This window comes from Crossiella sp. NPDC003009, assembly GCF_053591555.1.
This window is the reverse complement of the sequence record NZ_JBSFUA010000013.1, coordinates 20063-36172: the sequence shown is the minus strand read 5'-3', so window position 1 is coordinate 36172 and position 16110 is coordinate 20063. Positions and strand designations below refer to the sequence as shown.

Genomic DNA, 16110 nt, shown 5'->3' with positions numbered 1-16110 from the left:
CCATCCGCGGGTTACCGGCCGGACCTAGCGTCGTGGGGGTGACTGTCACCGCCATCGCCACCGCGACCCACTGCCCGTACTGCGCGCTGCAGTGCGGCATGGCGGTCAGCGGGACCGGAACGGCTCCCGTGGTCGAACCGAGGGAGTTCCCGACCAACCGGGGCGGCCTGTGCCAGAAGGGCTGGACCTCGGGCAGCCTGCTCACCACCCCCGGACGGCTGACCACCCCCCTGGTCCGGGAAGACGGCGTGCTGCGGCCGGTGACCTGGGATTATGCCCTGGATCTTGTCGCTGACAAGTTGCGTGCGCTGCGTGCCGAGCACGGGCCGGACTCGGTCGCGGTCTTCGGCGGCGGCGGGCTGACCAACGAGAAGAGCTACCTGCTGGGCAAGTTCGCCAGGCTCGCGCTGGGCACCTCGCAGATCGACTACAACGGCCGGTTCTGCATGTCCTCGGCCGCCGCGGCCGGCAACCGGGCCTTCGGGCTGGACCGGGGGCTGCCGTTCCCGGTGACCGATCTGGCGAACGCGGACGCGGTGCTGCTGGTCGGCGGCAACGTGGCCGAAACAATGCCGCCGTTCACCCAGCACCTGCGCAACGCCGCCGACCGGGGCGGGCTGATCGTCATCGACCCGCGCCGCACGCCCACCGCCGAGCTGGCCAGCCTGCACCTGCAACCCGCCCCCGGCACCGACCTGGCGCTGGCCCTCGGCCTGCTGCACCTCGCGGTGGCCGACGGGCACTTCGCCGCCGACTACGTGGCCGCGCGCACCACCGGCTTCGAGGCGGCCTGGCGGCTGGCCGCGCGCTGGTGGCCGGAGCAGGTGGAGCGGGTCACCGGGGTCAGCGTGGCCGACCAGCGGGCCGCGGTCCGGCTGCTCGCCCAGGCCACCAGCGCCTACGTGCTCACCGGGCGGGGCGCGGAACAGCACGCCAGCGGCGCGGACACCGTCTCCGCCTGGATCAACCTGTGCCTGGCCCTCGGCCTGCCCGGCGTCGCCGGCTCCGGCTACGGCTGCCTCACCGGCCAGGGCAACGGGCAGGGCGGCCGCGAGCACGGGCAGAAGGCCGACCAGCTGCCCGGCTACCGGCTGATCACGGACCCGGCCGCCCGCGCGCACGTGGCCGGGGTGTGGGGGATCGACCCCGAGGAGCTGCCAGGACCCGGCCGCTCCGCCTACGAGCTGCTCGACGCGCTCGGTCAACCGGAGGGACCCAAGGCGCTGCTGGTCTTCGGCAGCAACGTGCTGGTCTCCGCGCCGCGCTCGAACCGGGTCGCCGAGCGGCTGGCCGCGCTGGATCTGCTGGTGGTGGCCGACTTCGTGCTCTCGGAGACCGCGGCCCGCGCGGACGTGGTCTTCCCGGTCACCCAGTGGGCCGAGGAGGACGGCACCATGACCAATCTGGAAGGCCGGATCCTGTTGCGCCGCAAGGCACTGCGCCCGCCACTCGGGGTCCGCGGGGACCAGGACCTGCTGGCCGAGCTGGCCATCCGGCTCGGTCAGCCAGCCGAACGCTTCCCCACCGACGCGGAGACCGCGTTCACCGAGCTGCGCGCGGCCAGCAAGGGCGGACCGGCCGACTACTCCGGCGTGGACTACGACCGGCTGCGCGCCGGGGAGGAGCTGTACTGGCCGGTGCCCTCGGCCGGGCACCCCGGCACCCCCCGGATGTTCCTGGAGCGGTTCAACACCCCGGACGGCAGGGCCCGCTTCATCCCGGTCGACCACCGGGGCCCCGCCGAGCCGCCGGATGAGGAGTTCCCGTTGTACGCCACCACCGGACGGGTGTTGCAGCACTACCAGTCCGGCGCGCAGACCCGGCTGGTGCCCGAGCTCAACGACGCGGTGCCCGAGGTGTTCGTGGAGGTGCACCCGGACACCGCGGCCCGTGCCGGGCTGCGCGAGGGCGAGCGGGCCAGGATCGTGTCCCGGCGCGGCGTGGTGCTGGCCGCGGTGCGCACGGTGCCCAGCCTGCGCCAGGACACCGTGTTCCTGCCCTTCCACTTCGCCGGCGACCAGCGCGCCAACCTGATCACCAACCCCGCGCTGGACCCGACCAGCCGGATGCCCGAGTTCAAGGTCTGTGCGGTTCGACTGGAGGCCCTGACATGAACGCACGCCGGGTGATCGTCATCGGCTACGGGATGGCCGGGGCCAGGGTGGCCGAGGAGATCCGCCGCCGCGACCCCGCCGGTGAGCGGATCGCGCTGACCGTGGTCGGCGAGGAGGACGAGCCCGCCTACAACCGGGTGCTGCTCTCCAGCGTGCTGGCCGGTTCGCTGGATGCCGCCGCGGTCCGGCTGCACGACGAGGACTGGGCGCACACCCACCACGTGGACCTGCGCGCCGGGGTCACGGTCACCGCGATCGACCGCCCGAACCGGGTGGTCCGGCTGACCGACGGCGCGGAACTTCCTTACGACGCACTGGTGCTGGCCACTGGCAGCCGGGCCTGGCTGCCACCCACCGACGGGCTCACCGACGAGCACGGCAGGCCCGCCGAAGGTGTGGTCGCCTTCCGCACGCTGGCCGACTGCGCCCGGATCGTGGCCGCGGCCAAGCCCGGCGCGCCGGTCGCGGTGCTCGGCGGCGGCCTGCTCGGGCTGGAGGCGGCCAGGGGCCTGGCCGGGCGCGGCAACCTGGTCACCGTGATCCATCCGGTCGGCCACCTGATGGAGCGGCAGCTCGACCCGGGAGCCGGGCGGGTGCTGAGCAAGACGTTGGGGGCCTTGGGGATCGAGTTCCGGCTGGGCGTGCTGGCCGCGGGCTACGTGCCGGGCGACGGGCTCAAGCTGGACGACGGCACCAGCGTGCCCGCCGACCTGGTGGTGGTCTCGGCCGGGGTGCGCGCGGAGACCAGGCTGGCCGAGGCGGCCGGACTGGCCTGCGACCGCGGCGTGCTCATCGACGACTCCTTGCGCACCAACGATCCGCGCATCCACGCCATCGGCGACTGCGCCAGCCATCCCGGCACGGTCGGCGGCCTGGTCCAGCCCGCCTGGGAACAGGCCGCGGTGCTGGCCGACCTGCTCACCGGGACCGATCCGGCCGCCCGCTACCGGGGCACCCCGGTGGTCACCCGGCTCAAGGCCAGGGACGTGGACCTGGCCGCGCTCGGCGAGGTGCACTGCGAGGTGGACGCGCCCGGCGCGGAGGTGCTGCGGCTGGAGGACCCGGCCCGCGGCCGCTACGCCAAGCTGGTGCTGCGCGAGGACAAGGTGGCAGGCGCGATCGTGCTCGGCGCGCCGGACGCGGCCGCGCTGATCACCCAGCTCTACGACCGCGGCCTGCCCGCGCCCGCCGACCGGCTCGGCCTGCTGCTCGGCCGCGCCGCGCTGGAGACCCCGCGCGCGGCCAGCCCGGCCGACCTGCCGGCCGCCGCGGTGGTGTGCCGGTGCAACACGGTCAGCAAGGGCCGCATCGTGGCCGCCTGGAAAACCGGCGCGCGCACCCTGGGCGCGGTGGCCAAGGGCACCAGGGCCACCACCGGCTGCGGCGGCTGCACGGACGCGGTCTGCGGCATCCTGGACTGGCTCGGCGCCCAGGACGGCGGACCGGCAGAAAGGTCCGCATAACCTAATCGCGTTATTTTCCGCGCGACTTTCCCCGTGCTATACAGGACTCAGCCCGCCCATGGCTGATTTCCTCTGGGGGAATGCATGACAATCATGGGTGACGCACGCCTGGCCGCCAGTCTGCGGGCCGAGCAGCTCAGCGCCTGGCTGTTGCGCCAGTTCGGCGATGTGCTCGGGGAAGTGACCAGGCCGCTGACCGGCGAGTCCCCGTATCCGTTCTTCGCCACGGTGCGGGAACAGGCGCCGCTGGTGCGCAGCAAGTCGGGGATCTGGGTGACCGGGCGTTACGGCACGGCCAACGCCATCATGCGGGACCGCCGGTTCGGCGTCCGCACCAACGAGGGCGAGTCCTCGGCGGCGGTGCTGGCCAAGGCGCTGGCCGAGCTGGAGATCGACGAGTTCCTCGGCCTGGACCCGCCCGGCCAGACCAGGATGCGCGCGCTGATGGCGCCCTCGTTCTCACCGAGCGCCAACAAGATCTACCGGGCCAGGGTGGAGGCCATCGTGCGCCGGGTGCTCGACCGGGTGCCCAGCCGCGGCCCGTTCGACGTGGTCCAGGACTTCGGCGAGCCCATCCCGCACGCGGTGATCGCGGACATCATCGGCGCGCCGGCGAACTACCACGCCCGGATGGCCTGCATCGCCAAGCAGATCGGCCTGCTGACCGACCCGCTGGTCGGGTTCTCCCGGCTGCGCGAGATCCGCACGCTGATGACCGAGACCAAGGCGATGTTCGGCGAGATGGTGGAGAAGCGCAGGGCCGAGGGCATCGACGACAAGCCTGCCGACATGATCGGCACCCTGTTGCTGGCCGCCACCAAGCAGGAGGTGCCGCTGCGGGAGATCCAGGCGCTGCTGATCGCCACCCTGGTCGCGGGCACCGAGAACACGGTCAGCCTGCTCGGCAACGCGGTGCACAACCTGCTGGAGCACCCGGAGCAGTGGGCGAAGCTGGTGGCCGACCCCTCGCTGGCGCTGGGCGCGATGGAGGAGACCATGCGCTACGACTCCACCACGCTGTTCACCTCGCGCTACCCGCACGAGGACGTGGAGATCGAAGGCTTCCGGCTCAAGGCCAACGACCCGGTGATCGCGCTCATCGGCGGGGCCAACCACGACCCCGTGGTCTTCGCCGACCCGGAGACCTTCGACATCACCAGGGCCAACGCCAGCGACCACCTGACCTTCGCCGCCGGGCGGTACTTCTGCATCGGCGCGCCGCTGGCCAGGCTGGAGGGCGAGGTGGCGCTGCGCGTGCTGGCCGAGCGGATGCCGAACCTGCGGCGGGCGGGCAGCCCGGTGTACCGGACCTCAGTGGGCTTCCGCGGCCTCAAAGCACTTCCGGTCGCAGCCTGATACCGACGAAAGGTGTGACACACCCGAGTGGACCCGGGCCGGAGATCGTCCCGGGTCCCACTCTTCCGTGCCATTTTTAGCTTCAGGCTCCCCTGCTATACAGAAGTAGTACGCATTTACACCAATCCGGGTCAATTTGCGTACGATTTCTTCCGCCGATTCTGACACGTTTTCTGGGGAGCACGTCCAGCGCTGGCAGCTGCCTGGAAAAAGGGGAGCCAGATGACTTTCGCGACCGACCTCCGACTTGCCGCCGGTCTCCAGACCGACCGCTTCGGGGCCTGGCTGCTACGCCAGTTCGGGGATCCGGCCGGTGAACTGACCAGACCGCGCGCCGGTGACTCGCCCTATCCCTACTTCGCCCGGCTGCGCGCGCAGGCGCCGCTGGTGCGCAGCAAGGCCGGACTGTGGACCACGGCCCGGCACGGCACCGCCAACTCGATCCTGCGCGACCGGCGCTTCGGCGTCCGGGACACCCAGAACCGGTCCTCGGCCGGGACCATCGCCACCGCGCTGGAAGGGCTGGACCTCGACCCGTTCATGGGCGTGGATCCGCCGGTGCACACCAGGATGCGCGGCCTGATGAACCCGAGCTTCTCGCCCAGCGCCAACACGATGTACCGGCCGCGGATCGAGCGGATCGTGACCGAGGTGCTGGACAAGGCGCAGCGCCAGGGCTCCTTCGACCTGGTCCGCGACTTCGCCCAGCCCATCCCGCTGCTGGTGATCGCCGACGTGCTCGGCGTGCCGGAGCGGCACCGCGAACGGCTCGGCTGGTGCGCGATGCGGGTCGGCCTGGTCACCGACCAGCTCAACGGCGTGGCCAAGATCCGCGAGCTGCGCGCGCTGCTGGTCGAGCTGAAGGAGCTCTTCGCCACCCTGATCGCCGAGCGCAGGGCCGAGGGCGTCGAGGACAAGCCCACGGACATGATCGGCAGTCTCCTGCTTGCCGCGACGAAGCAGGATGTGCCGGTCAGCGAGATGCAGGCGTTGCTGGTCACCGCGCTGATCGCCGGTTCGGAGAACTCGGTGAACGTGATGGGCAACGCGGTCAACGCGCTGCTGGACCACCCCGAGGAGTGGGCCAGGCTGAAGGCCGATCCCGCGCTGTCGGCGAACGCGCTGGAGGAGACCATGCGGTTCGACTCCTCCACGCTGATGGTCCCCCGGCTCACCCACCAGGAGGTGGAGATCGAGGGGCACGTGCTGCCACCGGACACCCCGGTGCTGGTGCTGCTGGCCGCGGCCAACCACGACCCCGAGGTCTTCGCCGAGCCGGAGCGCTTCGACATCACCAGGGCCAACGCGGCCGAGCACCTCACCTTCACCGCGGGGCGCTACTTCTGCATCGGCGCGCCGCTGTCCCGGCTGGAAGGGGAGATCGCGCTGCGCGCGCTGGTGGAGCGGATGCCGAACCTGCGGCGCACCGGCCAGCCGGTGTTCCGCCGATCGGCCGCGTTCCGGGGGCTGACCGGCATGCCGGTGGCCGCCTGAGTGTTGCGGTTTCGCTGACCGACCGACATCGGTCGGCTACCCAACGTATTGTCAGGCGAGTGGGGGCTGGCACTGGGGACCAGGCGGTCGGCACACGGGCGGAGCAGCCTTGGCGGCTGCGCCTGTGTGCCGAGGACGGCCGGGTGCTCGGCGCCGGCGCCCTGCTCGGCGGCAGGTACGTGCTGACCTGCGCGCACGTCCTCCCAGGACGCCAGGTGCTGGTCGACCTCAGCGGTCACGGCGGCCGGGAGCCCTTGCCCGCCACGGTGGTCGACGACCAGCTGGCGCCGCTGGAGGAGGACGGCACCGGCGACCTCGCGCTGCTGGAGCTGGCCGAGGAGCTGCCCGCGGCCTGGGGCGCGCGGCTGCGGGACGGACACCTCGCGCCCGGTCGTCCGGTGGCCGCCTACGGGTTCCCGGTCGGCGCCCCGCACGGGATGTGGGCGCGGGCCGAGCTGTCCAGGGCGGCCGGGCCGGGCGCGGAGTGGGTGCAGCTGGACGCGCTGCAGCCGGGCAACCGGGTGCGGCTCGGGTTCAGCGGGGCCGGGGTGCTGGACGAGGCCAGTGGCGATGTGGTCGGGCTGGTGGTCAGCGAGTACAGCGCGGAGGGCTCGGTGGTGGCCTGGATGCAGCCGGTGCGCACCATCGCCCGGTACCTGCCGGTGGTCACCGAGTGGGTGGACCGCGCGCCGCTGCCGCCGGTGCGCCTGCCCGAGCTGGACGGCTGGCTGCCGCACCGGGGACCGGGTGACGTGCTGGTGGTGATCACCGGCGAGGCGGGTTCGGCGCGGTCGGAGGCGTTGCTGGCGCTGGCCGCCCGGCTGGGCTCGGCGCTGGTGGTCATCGACGTGGCCGGGCTCACCGCGGCCGAGGCGGCCCAGCTGATCGCCGAGCGGACCGGGCAGCCACCGGTCGGCGGGATCACCGTGGTGCTGGTCGGGGTGGACGCCTCCGCCGAGCCGGCAGCGCTGGTCACCGAGGTGCTGAACCCGTTGGCGGAGCGGGGTGTCGCGGTGGTCGCCGGGTACCGGGCGGCGGACTCGCCGAGCCTGGCCGCGATCCGCGCCCCCGGCACGGTCTCCGGCACCCAGGTCTCCCCGCCGCGGACCGACACCCTCGGCGCGCGGATCGCCGCGCTGGCCGCGCTGGAGGCGGATGTGCGGCGGCTGTGGGGCGAGGACGGGCCCCGGTTCGCCGGGGAGCCGGATCCGCCGGACCGGGCCGGGCGGCTGCGGCCCTGGCTGAGCGCGGTGCGCAGGCTGCCCGAAGCCGAGCGCGGACCGCGGCTGGCCGAGTGCGCGCCGAGGGTGGACCGGGCGTTGCGCAAGGCCACCGAGGCGCGCAACCGGCTGCTGGTGCTGCGGCAGCGGCTGCGCGAGCTGCGCGGGCTCATCCAGGCCTACCAGCGGATGGCCGCCGAGCACGGGCTGGCCGAGGACACCGGGTTGGACGCGCGGTACCGGGAGGCGTTGCGGCGCACCATGATCCGGCCGTGCGTGCTGGCCGAGGCGGAGGCCGCGGTGCAGGACTACCTGCGCGCGGTGGTGCGGCGGGTGCGCGATGACTGATCCCGGCATGCGCTGGACCAGCGGCGACTTCCTCCAGCTGCCCCGGCTGAGCGTGCCGGACCCGGAGTCCACCCTGGCCGAGCCGCGGCCGGTGCCCGAAAAGGATCGGCACTGCGGCAACGAGAAGTGCCACCAACCGGTCGGCCGCGGCTACGCGGGCAGGCCCGGCCGCACCGAGGGCTACTGCGGCAGCTGCGGGGCGCCTTACTCCTTCTCGCCGAAGCTGGCCCCTGGCGTGGTGGTGGAGCAGCGCTACGAGGTGCGCGGCTGCCTGCCCCGCGGCGGCCAGGGCTGGGTGTACCTGGCCTGGGACAACCACCTCGGCTGCCACGTGGTGCTCAAGGGGCTGATCAACACCGGGGGCGCGGCGGCCGCGGCGGCGGCGCTCTCGGAGCGGGAACGGCACGCGCTGACCGTGCTGGACCACCCGAACATCGTGCGCATCATCAACTTCGTCCGGCACCCCGATCCCGTTGCCGGGCAGGACAACCAGTACATCGTGATGGAGCACGTGGGCGGGCTGTCCCTGCACGAGCTGCGGCTGCGCGCGCTGCGGCAGGAGGAGCCGCTGCCGCTGGAGCACGTGCTGATGTACCTGCTGGAGGTGCTGGCCGCCTTCCGCTACCTGCACGACCGGATGCTGCTCTACTGCGATCTCAAGCCCAGCAACGTGATCCGCGGGGTGGACCGGATCAAGCTGATCGACTTCGGCGGGGTGCGACGGATCGGCGACCACAGCACGCCCGAGGTGGGCACCAGCGGGTACCAAGTGCCGGAGCAGGAACGCCTGACGCGCGGGCTCAGCGTCGCCTCCGACCTGTACTCGGTGGGCAAGACCCTGGAGAGCCTGTTCAAGGTGACCCCGGAGGGCAAGGCGCTGGAGACGCGCCGCCGTCCGCGCGGGCCGCTGGCGCACCCGGTGGACTCGCTGCTCGCGCTGATCGGGCGGGCCGCGGATCCGGTGCCGGAGCGCCGGTTCGGCTCCGCGGCCGAGCTGGCCGACCAGCTCACCGGGCTGCTGTTCGAGGTGCAGTCGCTGCGGGACGGCCGGGAGCGCTCGCTGCCGGGGTCGCTGTTCCGGCCGAGCCCCCGGGTGCTCGACGCCGGACTGGGCGCGGTGCCGCTGCTGGCGGTGTGGACCGATCCCGGGCAGGATCCGTTGGCGCCACTGGACTTCGGCCTGCCCACCCTGGCCGAGGGGGCCACCAGGCTGCCGGTGCCGCGGCCCGATCCCGCCGACCCGGCGGCCGCCTTCCTCACCGCGGTGCGCGCGGAGGAGCCGAGAGCGCTGCTGGCCAAGCTCGGTACCGCGCAACACCGTTCGGCCGGGGTGCTGCTCGCCGAGTGCCGGGCCCAGCTGGAGCTGGGCTGGGCGGAGCTGGCCGCGGACACCCTGGCCGAGGCGGTGCGCGCGGACGACCGGCCGGCCGGGGCGAACTGGCGGATCACCTGGCACCAGGCGCTGGTCGCGCTGGCCCGCGCCGACCTGCCGGCCGCGACCGCCTGCCTGCGGGAGATCACCGGACTGCTCGCAGGGGAGGCCGCACCCAAGCTGGCACTGGGTTTCTGCGCCGAGCACCAGGACGAGACCGAGGAGGCCGAGGGCCGCTACCAGGCGGTGTGGCAGCGCGACCGGCTGCGGGTGAGCGCGGCCTTCGGGCTGGCCAGGCTGCGGCTGCGGGCCGGGAAGCGGGCGGACGCGGTGCGGGTGCTGGACGAGGTGCCGCAGGTGTCCCAGCACCACGCGGCCGCCCGGATCGCCGCGCTGCGCATCCTGTGCGGTGTCATCGGTTCCGTGCCGCCCGCCGCGGCGGACGTGCGCGAGGCGGCGGCCCGGCTGCCCGAGCTGTACCTGGACGCGGGCGAGCCCACCGGCTCCGGCCGGACCCGGCTCACCGCGCTGGTGCAGGCGGTTGCCTTGCGCGGCAAGGAGTTCGCCGAACTGGGCGAGAGCAGGACACTGGGCCCCGCGCCCACCGAGGCCAGCCTGCGCCGGATGCTGGAGAGCTCCTACCGGCGGCTGGCCGGGCACGCGGGCAGCACCGCCGAGGTGGTCCGGCTGGTCGACCTGGCCAACGCGGTCCGACCGAGATCCTGGAGGTGAGCATGCGTTTCCGGACCACGGTGCACGCCCACCGCTGGCTGTCCAGCACCGACGACCTGCTCTCGGTGGTGCTGGTGGTGGACGGCACCGGACTGGCCGGCCCGGACACCCCGCCCGCCGCGGCCGAGGTGATCATCGTGGACTGCTCCGGCTCGATGTCGCTGCCGCCCACCAAGATCGCCGCCGCCCGCCGGGCCACCGCGGCCGCGGTGGACGCGCTGCGCGACGGCGTGCGCTTCGCCCTGGTCGCGGGCACCGACACGGCCAGCCTGCTGTACCCGCTGGCGCCGAGGATGGCCACCGCCGACGCGCGGAGCAGAGCCGAGGCGCGGCAAGCCGCGGCGGCCATGGTGGCCAGCGGCGGCACCGCGATGGGCAGCTGGCTGCTGCTGGCCCGCGACCTGCTCGCCGCCCATCCCGGCGCGATCCGGCACGCGATCCTGCTCACCGACGGCCAGAACGTCGGCGAGACCCCCGAGCAGCTCGAAGCGGCACTGCGGGCGTGCGCGGGCGAGTTCACCTGCGACGCCAGGGGAATCGGCGCGGACTGGAAACCCGCGGAGCTGCGCCGGATCACCGCCGCGCTGCGCGGCCGGGCGGACGCGGTGCGCGCCGAGGCCGACCTGGCCGAGGACTTCACCGGCATGGTCGCCGAGGCGATGCGCAAGGTGGTGCCCGAGGTGCGCATCCGGGTGCAGACCAGGCCCGGCACGGAGATCCGGTTCCTGCGGCAGGTGTTCCCGGTCGCGGCCGACCTGACCGCGGAGGCGGTGGTGGTGGGCGAGGGCGTCACCGAGTTCAGCACCGGCTCGTGGAGCGCGGACCTCCGGCACTTCAACCTCGGCCTCACGGTGAACCCGGCAGGCGCGCCGCACCAGCAGGACATCCCGGTCGGCTCGGTGCGGCTGCTGGCCGTCCCGCCGGGGGCCACCGCGGCCGAGGAGGTCGGCGAGCCGGAACCGCTGCTGGTGCACTGGACCGAGGACGAGGCCCGGTTCAGCCAGGTTGACCACTACGTCGGGCACTACCGGGGGCAGGAGCGGTTGCGGCGGCTGGTCATCGAGGGCTGCGAGGCGCTCGATGCCGGCGACCGGACCGCGGCCGCCGACCTGCTCGGCGAGGCGGTGCGGCTGGCCGCCGCCTCCGGCAACACCGAGCAGCTGGACCGGATCGGCCAGGTGGCACAGATCGAGGACGCGGTGGCCGGGCGGATCAGGCTGACGGACGAACTGTCCAAAGTGGACCTTCGCTGGCTGGACGGCGGTTCGGGGATCTCGGTCGCGCCCGGCCAGCGGCTGCCCGAACCCGCGAGCGAGCAGCTGCCGGACCGGGCCTGCCCGGTGTGCGAGCTGGTCTGGCCGGGTTCGCACCGGTTCTGCGAGGAGTGCAAGGGGGCGCTGGGCTGATGCGGCTGGACACCCGGCGACTGCTGCTCGCGCTGCGCTCGGCGCTGCTCGGGCTGACCCTGCTCACCCTGCTCGCCGCCACCCTGGCCTACCTGGAGGTGCACGCCGCGGCCGAGCGGGCCAGCGGCCAGGCGGTGCCGGTGCTGCGCGAGGTCGGCACCGCGCGCACCGCGCTGCTCAACGCCGACCGGGAGGCCATGCGCAGCTTCCGCACCGGCGCGGCCGCGCTGACCGGGGCCGGGGACGGCTACCGGGACCAGCTCGCCATCGCCGCGCAGAGCCTGACCAGGGTGGCCGGGCTGAACCTGGCCGGGGACGAGGGCCTGCGGCAGCTGCAACTGGTGGACAGCCTGCTCGCCGCCTACTCCGGTTCGGTGGAGCAGGCCGCCACCCAGCAGCGGCTGCCCGGCAACGGACCGGTGCTCGGCGCCGCCGACCTGTGGCAGGCATCGCGCCTGCTGCACAGCCGCGACGGCGTGCTGGGCCAGCTGGACGAGGTCGCGGAGTTGCAGCGGCAGGCCCTCGGCGCCGCGTTGGACGCGGCCGAGCCGACCGCGGTCCGGGTGCTGTCCTGGGCGGTGCCGGGCGGGCTGCTGTTCCTGCTGCTGCTGGCCACCCAGCTGGTGCTGGCCAGGCGGTTCCGCCGCAGGCTCAACCCGTGGCTGCTCGGCGCGAGCCTGGCCGTGCTCGCCCTGCTGACGCTGACCAGCGTGGTGTTCAGCTCCCAGCAGCGGATGGACGCCGCCGAGGCTGGGCTGGACCGGCTCACCGAGGACCGGAAGCGGCACGACGAGGAGATCGACGCCGAGGGGCAGCGCTGGCTGGCCGAGCTGGTCCAGCGGCAGTGCCCCGACTGCGGCCCCACCGTGCGCGCCTTCCTGGCCAAGCAGCGCCAGCCCCCGGACGGCCTTGAGGAGCCGGAGCTGACCAGGAAGGCCGGTGAGCTGGCCGGTGAGGTGCGCGAGGTCGGCGGGCGCGGGGCCTGGTGGCCGGCCATCCCCGGGCTGGCCGTGCTGGTGATGCTGTTGGTGGCGCTGGGCTTCCGGGCCAGGCTGGCCGAGTACGGGACGTGGGTGCGCCGATGACCAGGGCACTGCTGCTGTTCCTCGCGACCCTGCTGCTGGCCGCGGGCTGCACCGCGCCGCGCGTCGACGTGCAGGTGAGCCTGCTCGCCTCCTGGACCGGCCCGGAGGAGGCGACCTTCACCAAGATCCTCGGGGAGTTCCGCAAGCGCACCGGCATCCGGGTCGAGTACCGGGGCACCCGCGCGCTCGGGCAGGTGCTCAAGGCCGAGGTCGCGGGTGGGCGGCCGCCGGACATCGCGGTGCTGCCGGGCTTCGGCGATCTCATGCCCTACATCCGCCAGGGGCAGGTCCGGCCGGTGGAGACCGCGCCCGCGGCGGACAACGAGCAGTGGCGGCGGCTGCGGCAGGGCGGGCTGGCCAAGCAGTACGCGGTGCCGGTCAAGATCGACCTCAAGGGCCTGGTCTTCTCCCGGGCTCCCGGCCCGGAGCGCGCGGAGGAGCTGCTGGCCGCCGGTGACTGGTGCCTCGGCCTGGAGTCGGGGGCCACCTCGGGCTGGCCGGGCACCGACTGGGTGGAGAACCTGCTGCTGCAACGCGCCGGCGCGGAGGTCTACCAGCGCTGGGTGGCCGGTGACCTGCCGTGGACCGACCAGCGGGTGCGCCAGGCCTGGACCGACTTCGGCCGGGTGCTCGGCCCGCGCGCGCCCGCCGCGCTGTTCACCGACTTCTGGGACGCCGGCCGCGCCATGTTCGACGATCCGCCCGGCTGCCGCCGCGAACACCAGGCCTCCTTTATCGCCACCGGTTACAGCGGCCGCCCGGCCCCGGCCCCGGTCTACGGCGAGCACTTCGACTTCCGCCCGTTCCCCGCCTTCCCCGGGGCGGCGTCGGCCAGCCCGTTCTCCGCTGACCTGGCCGCCCGCTTCACCGACAACCCGGCGGCCACCCTGCTGCTCCAGCACCTGGCCGAGCACTCCTGGCCGCAACCGGGCCCGTCCGCGCTGGCCGACCGCCTGCGCGAGCGGCTGGCTGGTCCGGACACGCTGTGCTTCGACGGCTCCGACCTGATGCCGGTGGAGCTGCGCACGATGTTCTACCGCGCGGCGCTGGAGTACGTTGCCGACCGGACCAAGCTGGACGAGCTGCTGAGGCGGCTGGAACAGGTGCGCCGGACCCTGCAGGACGACCAGGACCGCCGTTACAGCTGGGTTACCGTCTCTTGTGGACGGTGAGACGAGGGAGTGCGGATGAGCGAGCTGGTGCGCTTCGAGCTGGCCGGGGGCGGCGAGGTCACGGTGGAGCTGGAGGAGCAGCCCGGCGTGGTCCGCGCGGCCCGGCCGGGCCAGGTGCTGCAGAAGGCGCGGGCCGGTTTCACCGACGCGCTCAGCGAGGTGCGGACCGCGGCCGAGGCGGCGCTGCGCCAGTTCCAGGAGCTGGGGCCGGATGAGGTGGAGCTGAAGTTCGGCGTGAAGCTGGACGCCCAGGCCGGCGCGGTGATCGCGCGGACCGGGGTGCAGGGGCACTTCGAGGTCAAGCTGAAGTGGCAGCGCCAGCCGGGTCCGCTGGAGGAGGTGGTGGAGGAGCAGGCCCCGGCCAAGGAGGCCTAGGGCCTGTCCAGGAGCTACCTCAGCACGGTGCGCCGGTGGAGTGCGCGTAGGTGACCAGCTTGCCGATGTAGCGGGTCTCCCACGCGTCGAAGCAGGTGCTCGGGCGCATGCCGACCTTCTGGTCGTTGATGTTCACCCACACCCTGGTCGGGCCGCAGTGCGTGTAGTAGTGGTCGATGGTGAAGATCGTCTCTTTGCGCCAGTGCCCGCACGGGTCCGCGGCGGCCTCGCCGCCGGAGACCACGCCGGTGCCGGCGAAGGCCGCGAGCAGGGCCAGGCCGGCGCCGAGGCGACCCAGGTTCCGCATCATCACAAGATCCTCATCTGCTGTGTACACAATGGACAGTCAGCGAGTATCACTACCGGCAGCGGCCTCGGCAACGAGTTCAAACCTGGCTGAATCACCTGATCGTGCCGTGCCGACCTCACACCCGGCACCCCGCTGCCGTGCGGAGGAGTTCGCGGCCGTGTCACACGCGGCGACGCCCCGGGTAACCCGCGCTGCCTAACTTCGGCGCGTCCCCAACCACCGGAGGCCGCCGTGACCACCGCTGACCGCACCGCCCGACGAGGCTGGATCGACCACTGGGAACCCGAGGACCCCGGGTTCTGGGCGCGCACCGGGCGCCGGGTGGCGAACCGGAACCTGGTCTTCTCCATCCTGGCCGAACACCTGGGCTTCTCGGTGTGGCTGCTGTGGAGCGTGGTGGCGGTCAGCCTGCCCGCCGCGGGCTTCGACTTCTCCGTCGACCAGCTGTTCTGGCTGGTCGCGGTGCCCAACCTGCTCGGCGCGCTGCTCCGGCTGCCCTACACCTTCGCGGTGCCGCGCTTCGGCGGGCGGGCCTGGACCGCGATCAGCGCCTCGCTGCTGCTCATCCCCACCGGGCTGCTCGCCTGGTGCGTCTCCGACCCGACCACGCCGTACTGGATGTTCCTGGTGGTGGCCGGCACCGCGGGGCTGGGCGGCGGCAACTTCGCCTCCTCGATGGCCAACATCTCCTTCTTCTACCCGGAGTCGCGCAAGGGGTTCGCGCTCGGGCTGAACGCGGCCGGCGGCAACCTCGGGGTGGCCGTGGTGCAGCTGGCGGTGCCGCTGGTGATCTCCGCGAGCACCGGGATCAACCTGGCCTACGCTGGGCTGATGTGGCTGCCGGTGATCATCATCGCGGCGGCCTGCGCCTGGCTGTTCATGGACTCGCTGACCGTGGCCCGCTCGGACTTCCGCTCCTACGCCGCCGCGGTGTTCCAGCCGCACACCTGGGTGATGTCCTTCCTCTACATCGGCACCTTCGGCTCCTTCATCGGCTACTCGGCCGCGCTGCCGCTGCTGATCAACTCCACCTTCCCGGAGTCCAAGGCCGGGTACTTCGCCTTCCTCGGCGCGCTGGTCGGCTCGCTGTCCCGGCCCTTCGGCGGCTGGCTGGCCGACCGGTGGGGCGGCGGGCGGGTGACGCTGTGGACCTTCGTCACGATGGGCATCGGAGTGGCCGGGGTGCTGGCCGGGCTGGCGCAGCACAGCTTCCCGCTGTTCCTGGGCGCGTTCCTGTGGCTTTTCGTCACCGCGGGCGTGGGCAACGGCTCCACCTACCGGATGATCCCGGCCATCTTCGCGGCCAGGGTGGCCGAGCCCGCACAGGCGAAACGGCAGGCCGCGGCGGTGATCGGCATCGCGGGCGCGGTCGGCGCGCTGGGCGGGTTCCTGATCACCAGGGCCTTCGCCATGTCGCTGACCGGCTCGGGCTCGCTGGCCCCGGCGCTGTACACCTTCCTGGCCTTCTACGGGCTCTGCCTGGCCGTGACCTGGTGGTGCTACCTGCGGCGACGGGTGCTCGCCGTGCGGGTGCCCAGCCTCGCGCACGCCGGAGTGTGACGCACGCCGCTCTGACCTGGAGCGGGAGCTTTTCGTAACGCGGGTGCAACACCGGTGACCCGGGCCCGACACGGCCGCTCGTGACCATGGCGGCAGGACCCGG

12 protein-coding genes are annotated in these 16110 nt (G+C 73.3%); 11 read left to right on the top strand and 1 reads right to left on the bottom strand.

Going from position 1 to position 16110, the window contains the following annotated elements; translation table 11 throughout:
* Window positions 1-38: 38 nt before the first annotated feature.
* The 10 genes from ACWDY5_RS16915 (at window position 39) to ACWDY5_RS16870 (ending at window position 14137) form a co-directional block, all read left to right on the top strand.
* On the top strand, window positions 39-2114 hold the full coding sequence (locus tag ACWDY5_RS16915; RefSeq protein ID WP_449723114.1) for a molybdopterin oxidoreductase family protein: 2076 nt from the start codon (window positions 39-41) through the stop codon (window positions 2112-2114).
* A complete protein-coding gene (locus tag ACWDY5_RS16910) occupies window positions 2111-3577 on the top strand; it encodes an FAD-dependent oxidoreductase (protein ID WP_449723113.1) in 1467 nt (488 codons plus the stop codon). The genes ACWDY5_RS16915 and ACWDY5_RS16910 overlap by 4 nt, the downstream gene beginning before the upstream one ends.
* Before the next feature lie 93 nt (window positions 3578-3670).
* The gene (locus ACWDY5_RS16905; protein ID WP_449723112.1) at window positions 3671-4933 is read left to right on the top strand and encodes a cytochrome P450; all 1263 of its coding nucleotides are present in this window, start codon (window positions 3671-3673) and stop codon (window positions 4931-4933) included.
* A 222-nt stretch (window positions 4934-5155) separates the two neighbouring features.
* On the top strand, window positions 5156-6427 hold the full coding sequence (locus ACWDY5_RS16900) for a cytochrome P450 (protein WP_449723111.1): 1272 nt from the start codon (window positions 5156-5158) through the stop codon (window positions 6425-6427).
* Window positions 6428-6486: 59 nt separating this feature from the next.
* Window positions 6487-7995 carry a S1 family peptidase gene (locus tag ACWDY5_RS16895; RefSeq protein ID WP_449723110.1) on the top strand — a complete coding sequence of 503 codons (1509 nt, stop codon included), beginning with the start codon at window positions 6487-6489 and terminating at the stop codon, window positions 7993-7995.
* Window positions 7988-10099 carry a tetratricopeptide repeat protein gene (locus ACWDY5_RS16890; RefSeq protein WP_449723109.1) on the top strand — a complete coding sequence of 704 codons (2112 nt, stop codon included), beginning with the start codon at window positions 7988-7990 and terminating at the stop codon, window positions 10097-10099. The genes ACWDY5_RS16895 and ACWDY5_RS16890 overlap by 8 nt, the downstream gene beginning before the upstream one ends.
* A 2-nt stretch (window positions 10100-10101) precedes the next feature.
* Entirely contained in the window at window positions 10102-11505 is a 1404-nt protein-coding gene (locus ACWDY5_RS16885; RefSeq protein ID WP_449723108.1) for a VWA domain-containing protein, read from the top strand.
* A complete protein-coding gene (locus tag ACWDY5_RS16880) occupies window positions 11505-12590 on the top strand; it encodes a hypothetical protein (protein WP_449723107.1) in 1086 nt (361 codons plus the stop codon). The genes ACWDY5_RS16885 and ACWDY5_RS16880 overlap by 1 nt, the downstream gene beginning before the upstream one ends.
* Window positions 12587-13762, top strand: coding sequence for an ABC transporter substrate-binding protein (locus tag ACWDY5_RS16875; protein ID WP_449723106.1), 1176 nt, complete (start codon window positions 12587-12589; stop codon window positions 13760-13762). The genes ACWDY5_RS16880 and ACWDY5_RS16875 overlap by 4 nt, the downstream gene beginning before the upstream one ends.
* A 15-nt stretch (window positions 13763-13777) precedes the next feature.
* Window positions 13778-14137, top strand: a complete 360-nt coding sequence (locus ACWDY5_RS16870) for a CU044_2847 family protein (RefSeq protein WP_449723105.1) — start codon at window positions 13778-13780, stop codon at window positions 14135-14137.
* A gap of 19 nt (window positions 14138-14156) precedes the next feature.
* Here ACWDY5_RS16870 and ACWDY5_RS16865 read toward each other — a convergent pair whose 3' ends face one another.
* Window positions 14157-14447 (bottom strand): hypothetical protein, encoded by a 291-nt coding sequence (locus tag ACWDY5_RS16865; protein ID WP_252482275.1) that lies wholly within the window; start codon window positions 14445-14447, stop codon window positions 14157-14159.
* A 231-nt stretch (window positions 14448-14678) separates the two neighbouring features.
* Between ACWDY5_RS16865 and ACWDY5_RS16860 the strand changes: the two genes are divergently transcribed.
* The gene (locus ACWDY5_RS16860) at window positions 14679-16007 is read left to right on the top strand and encodes a NarK family nitrate/nitrite MFS transporter (protein ID WP_449723104.1); all 1329 of its coding nucleotides are present in this window, start codon (window positions 14679-14681) and stop codon (window positions 16005-16007) included.
* Window positions 16008-16110: the final 103 nt, after the last annotated feature.

Excerpts from the sequence above, each read along its gene's own strand:
- ACWDY5_RS16910 (WP_449723113.1), top strand. The coding sequence starts at position 2,111 with ATGAACGCACGCCGGGTGATCGTCATCGGCTACGGGATGGCCGGGGCC.
- ACWDY5_RS16905 (WP_449723112.1), top strand. The coding sequence starts at position 3,671 with ATGGGTGACGCACGCCTGGCCGCCAGTCTGCGGGCCGAGCAGCTCAGC.
- ACWDY5_RS16900 (WP_449723111.1), top strand. The coding sequence starts at position 5,156 with ATGACTTTCGCGACCGACCTCCGACTTGCCGCCGGTCTCCAGACCGAC.
- ACWDY5_RS16890 (WP_449723109.1), top strand. The coding sequence starts at position 7,988 with ATGACTGATCCCGGCATGCGCTGGACCAGCGGCGACTTCCTCCAGCTG.
- ACWDY5_RS16885 (WP_449723108.1), top strand. The coding sequence starts at position 10,102 with ATGCGTTTCCGGACCACGGTGCACGCCCACCGCTGGCTGTCCAGCACC.
- ACWDY5_RS16880 (WP_449723107.1), top strand. The coding sequence starts at position 11,505 with ATGCGGCTGGACACCCGGCGACTGCTGCTCGCGCTGCGCTCGGCGCTG.
- ACWDY5_RS16875 (WP_449723106.1), top strand. The coding sequence starts at position 12,587 with ATGACCAGGGCACTGCTGCTGTTCCTCGCGACCCTGCTGCTGGCCGCG.
- ACWDY5_RS16870 (WP_449723105.1), top strand. The coding sequence starts at position 13,778 with ATGAGCGAGCTGGTGCGCTTCGAGCTGGCCGGGGGCGGCGAGGTCACG.
- ACWDY5_RS16865 (WP_252482275.1), bottom strand. The coding sequence starts at position 14,447 with ATGATGCGGAACCTGGGTCGCCTCGGCGCCGGCCTGGCCCTGCTCGCG.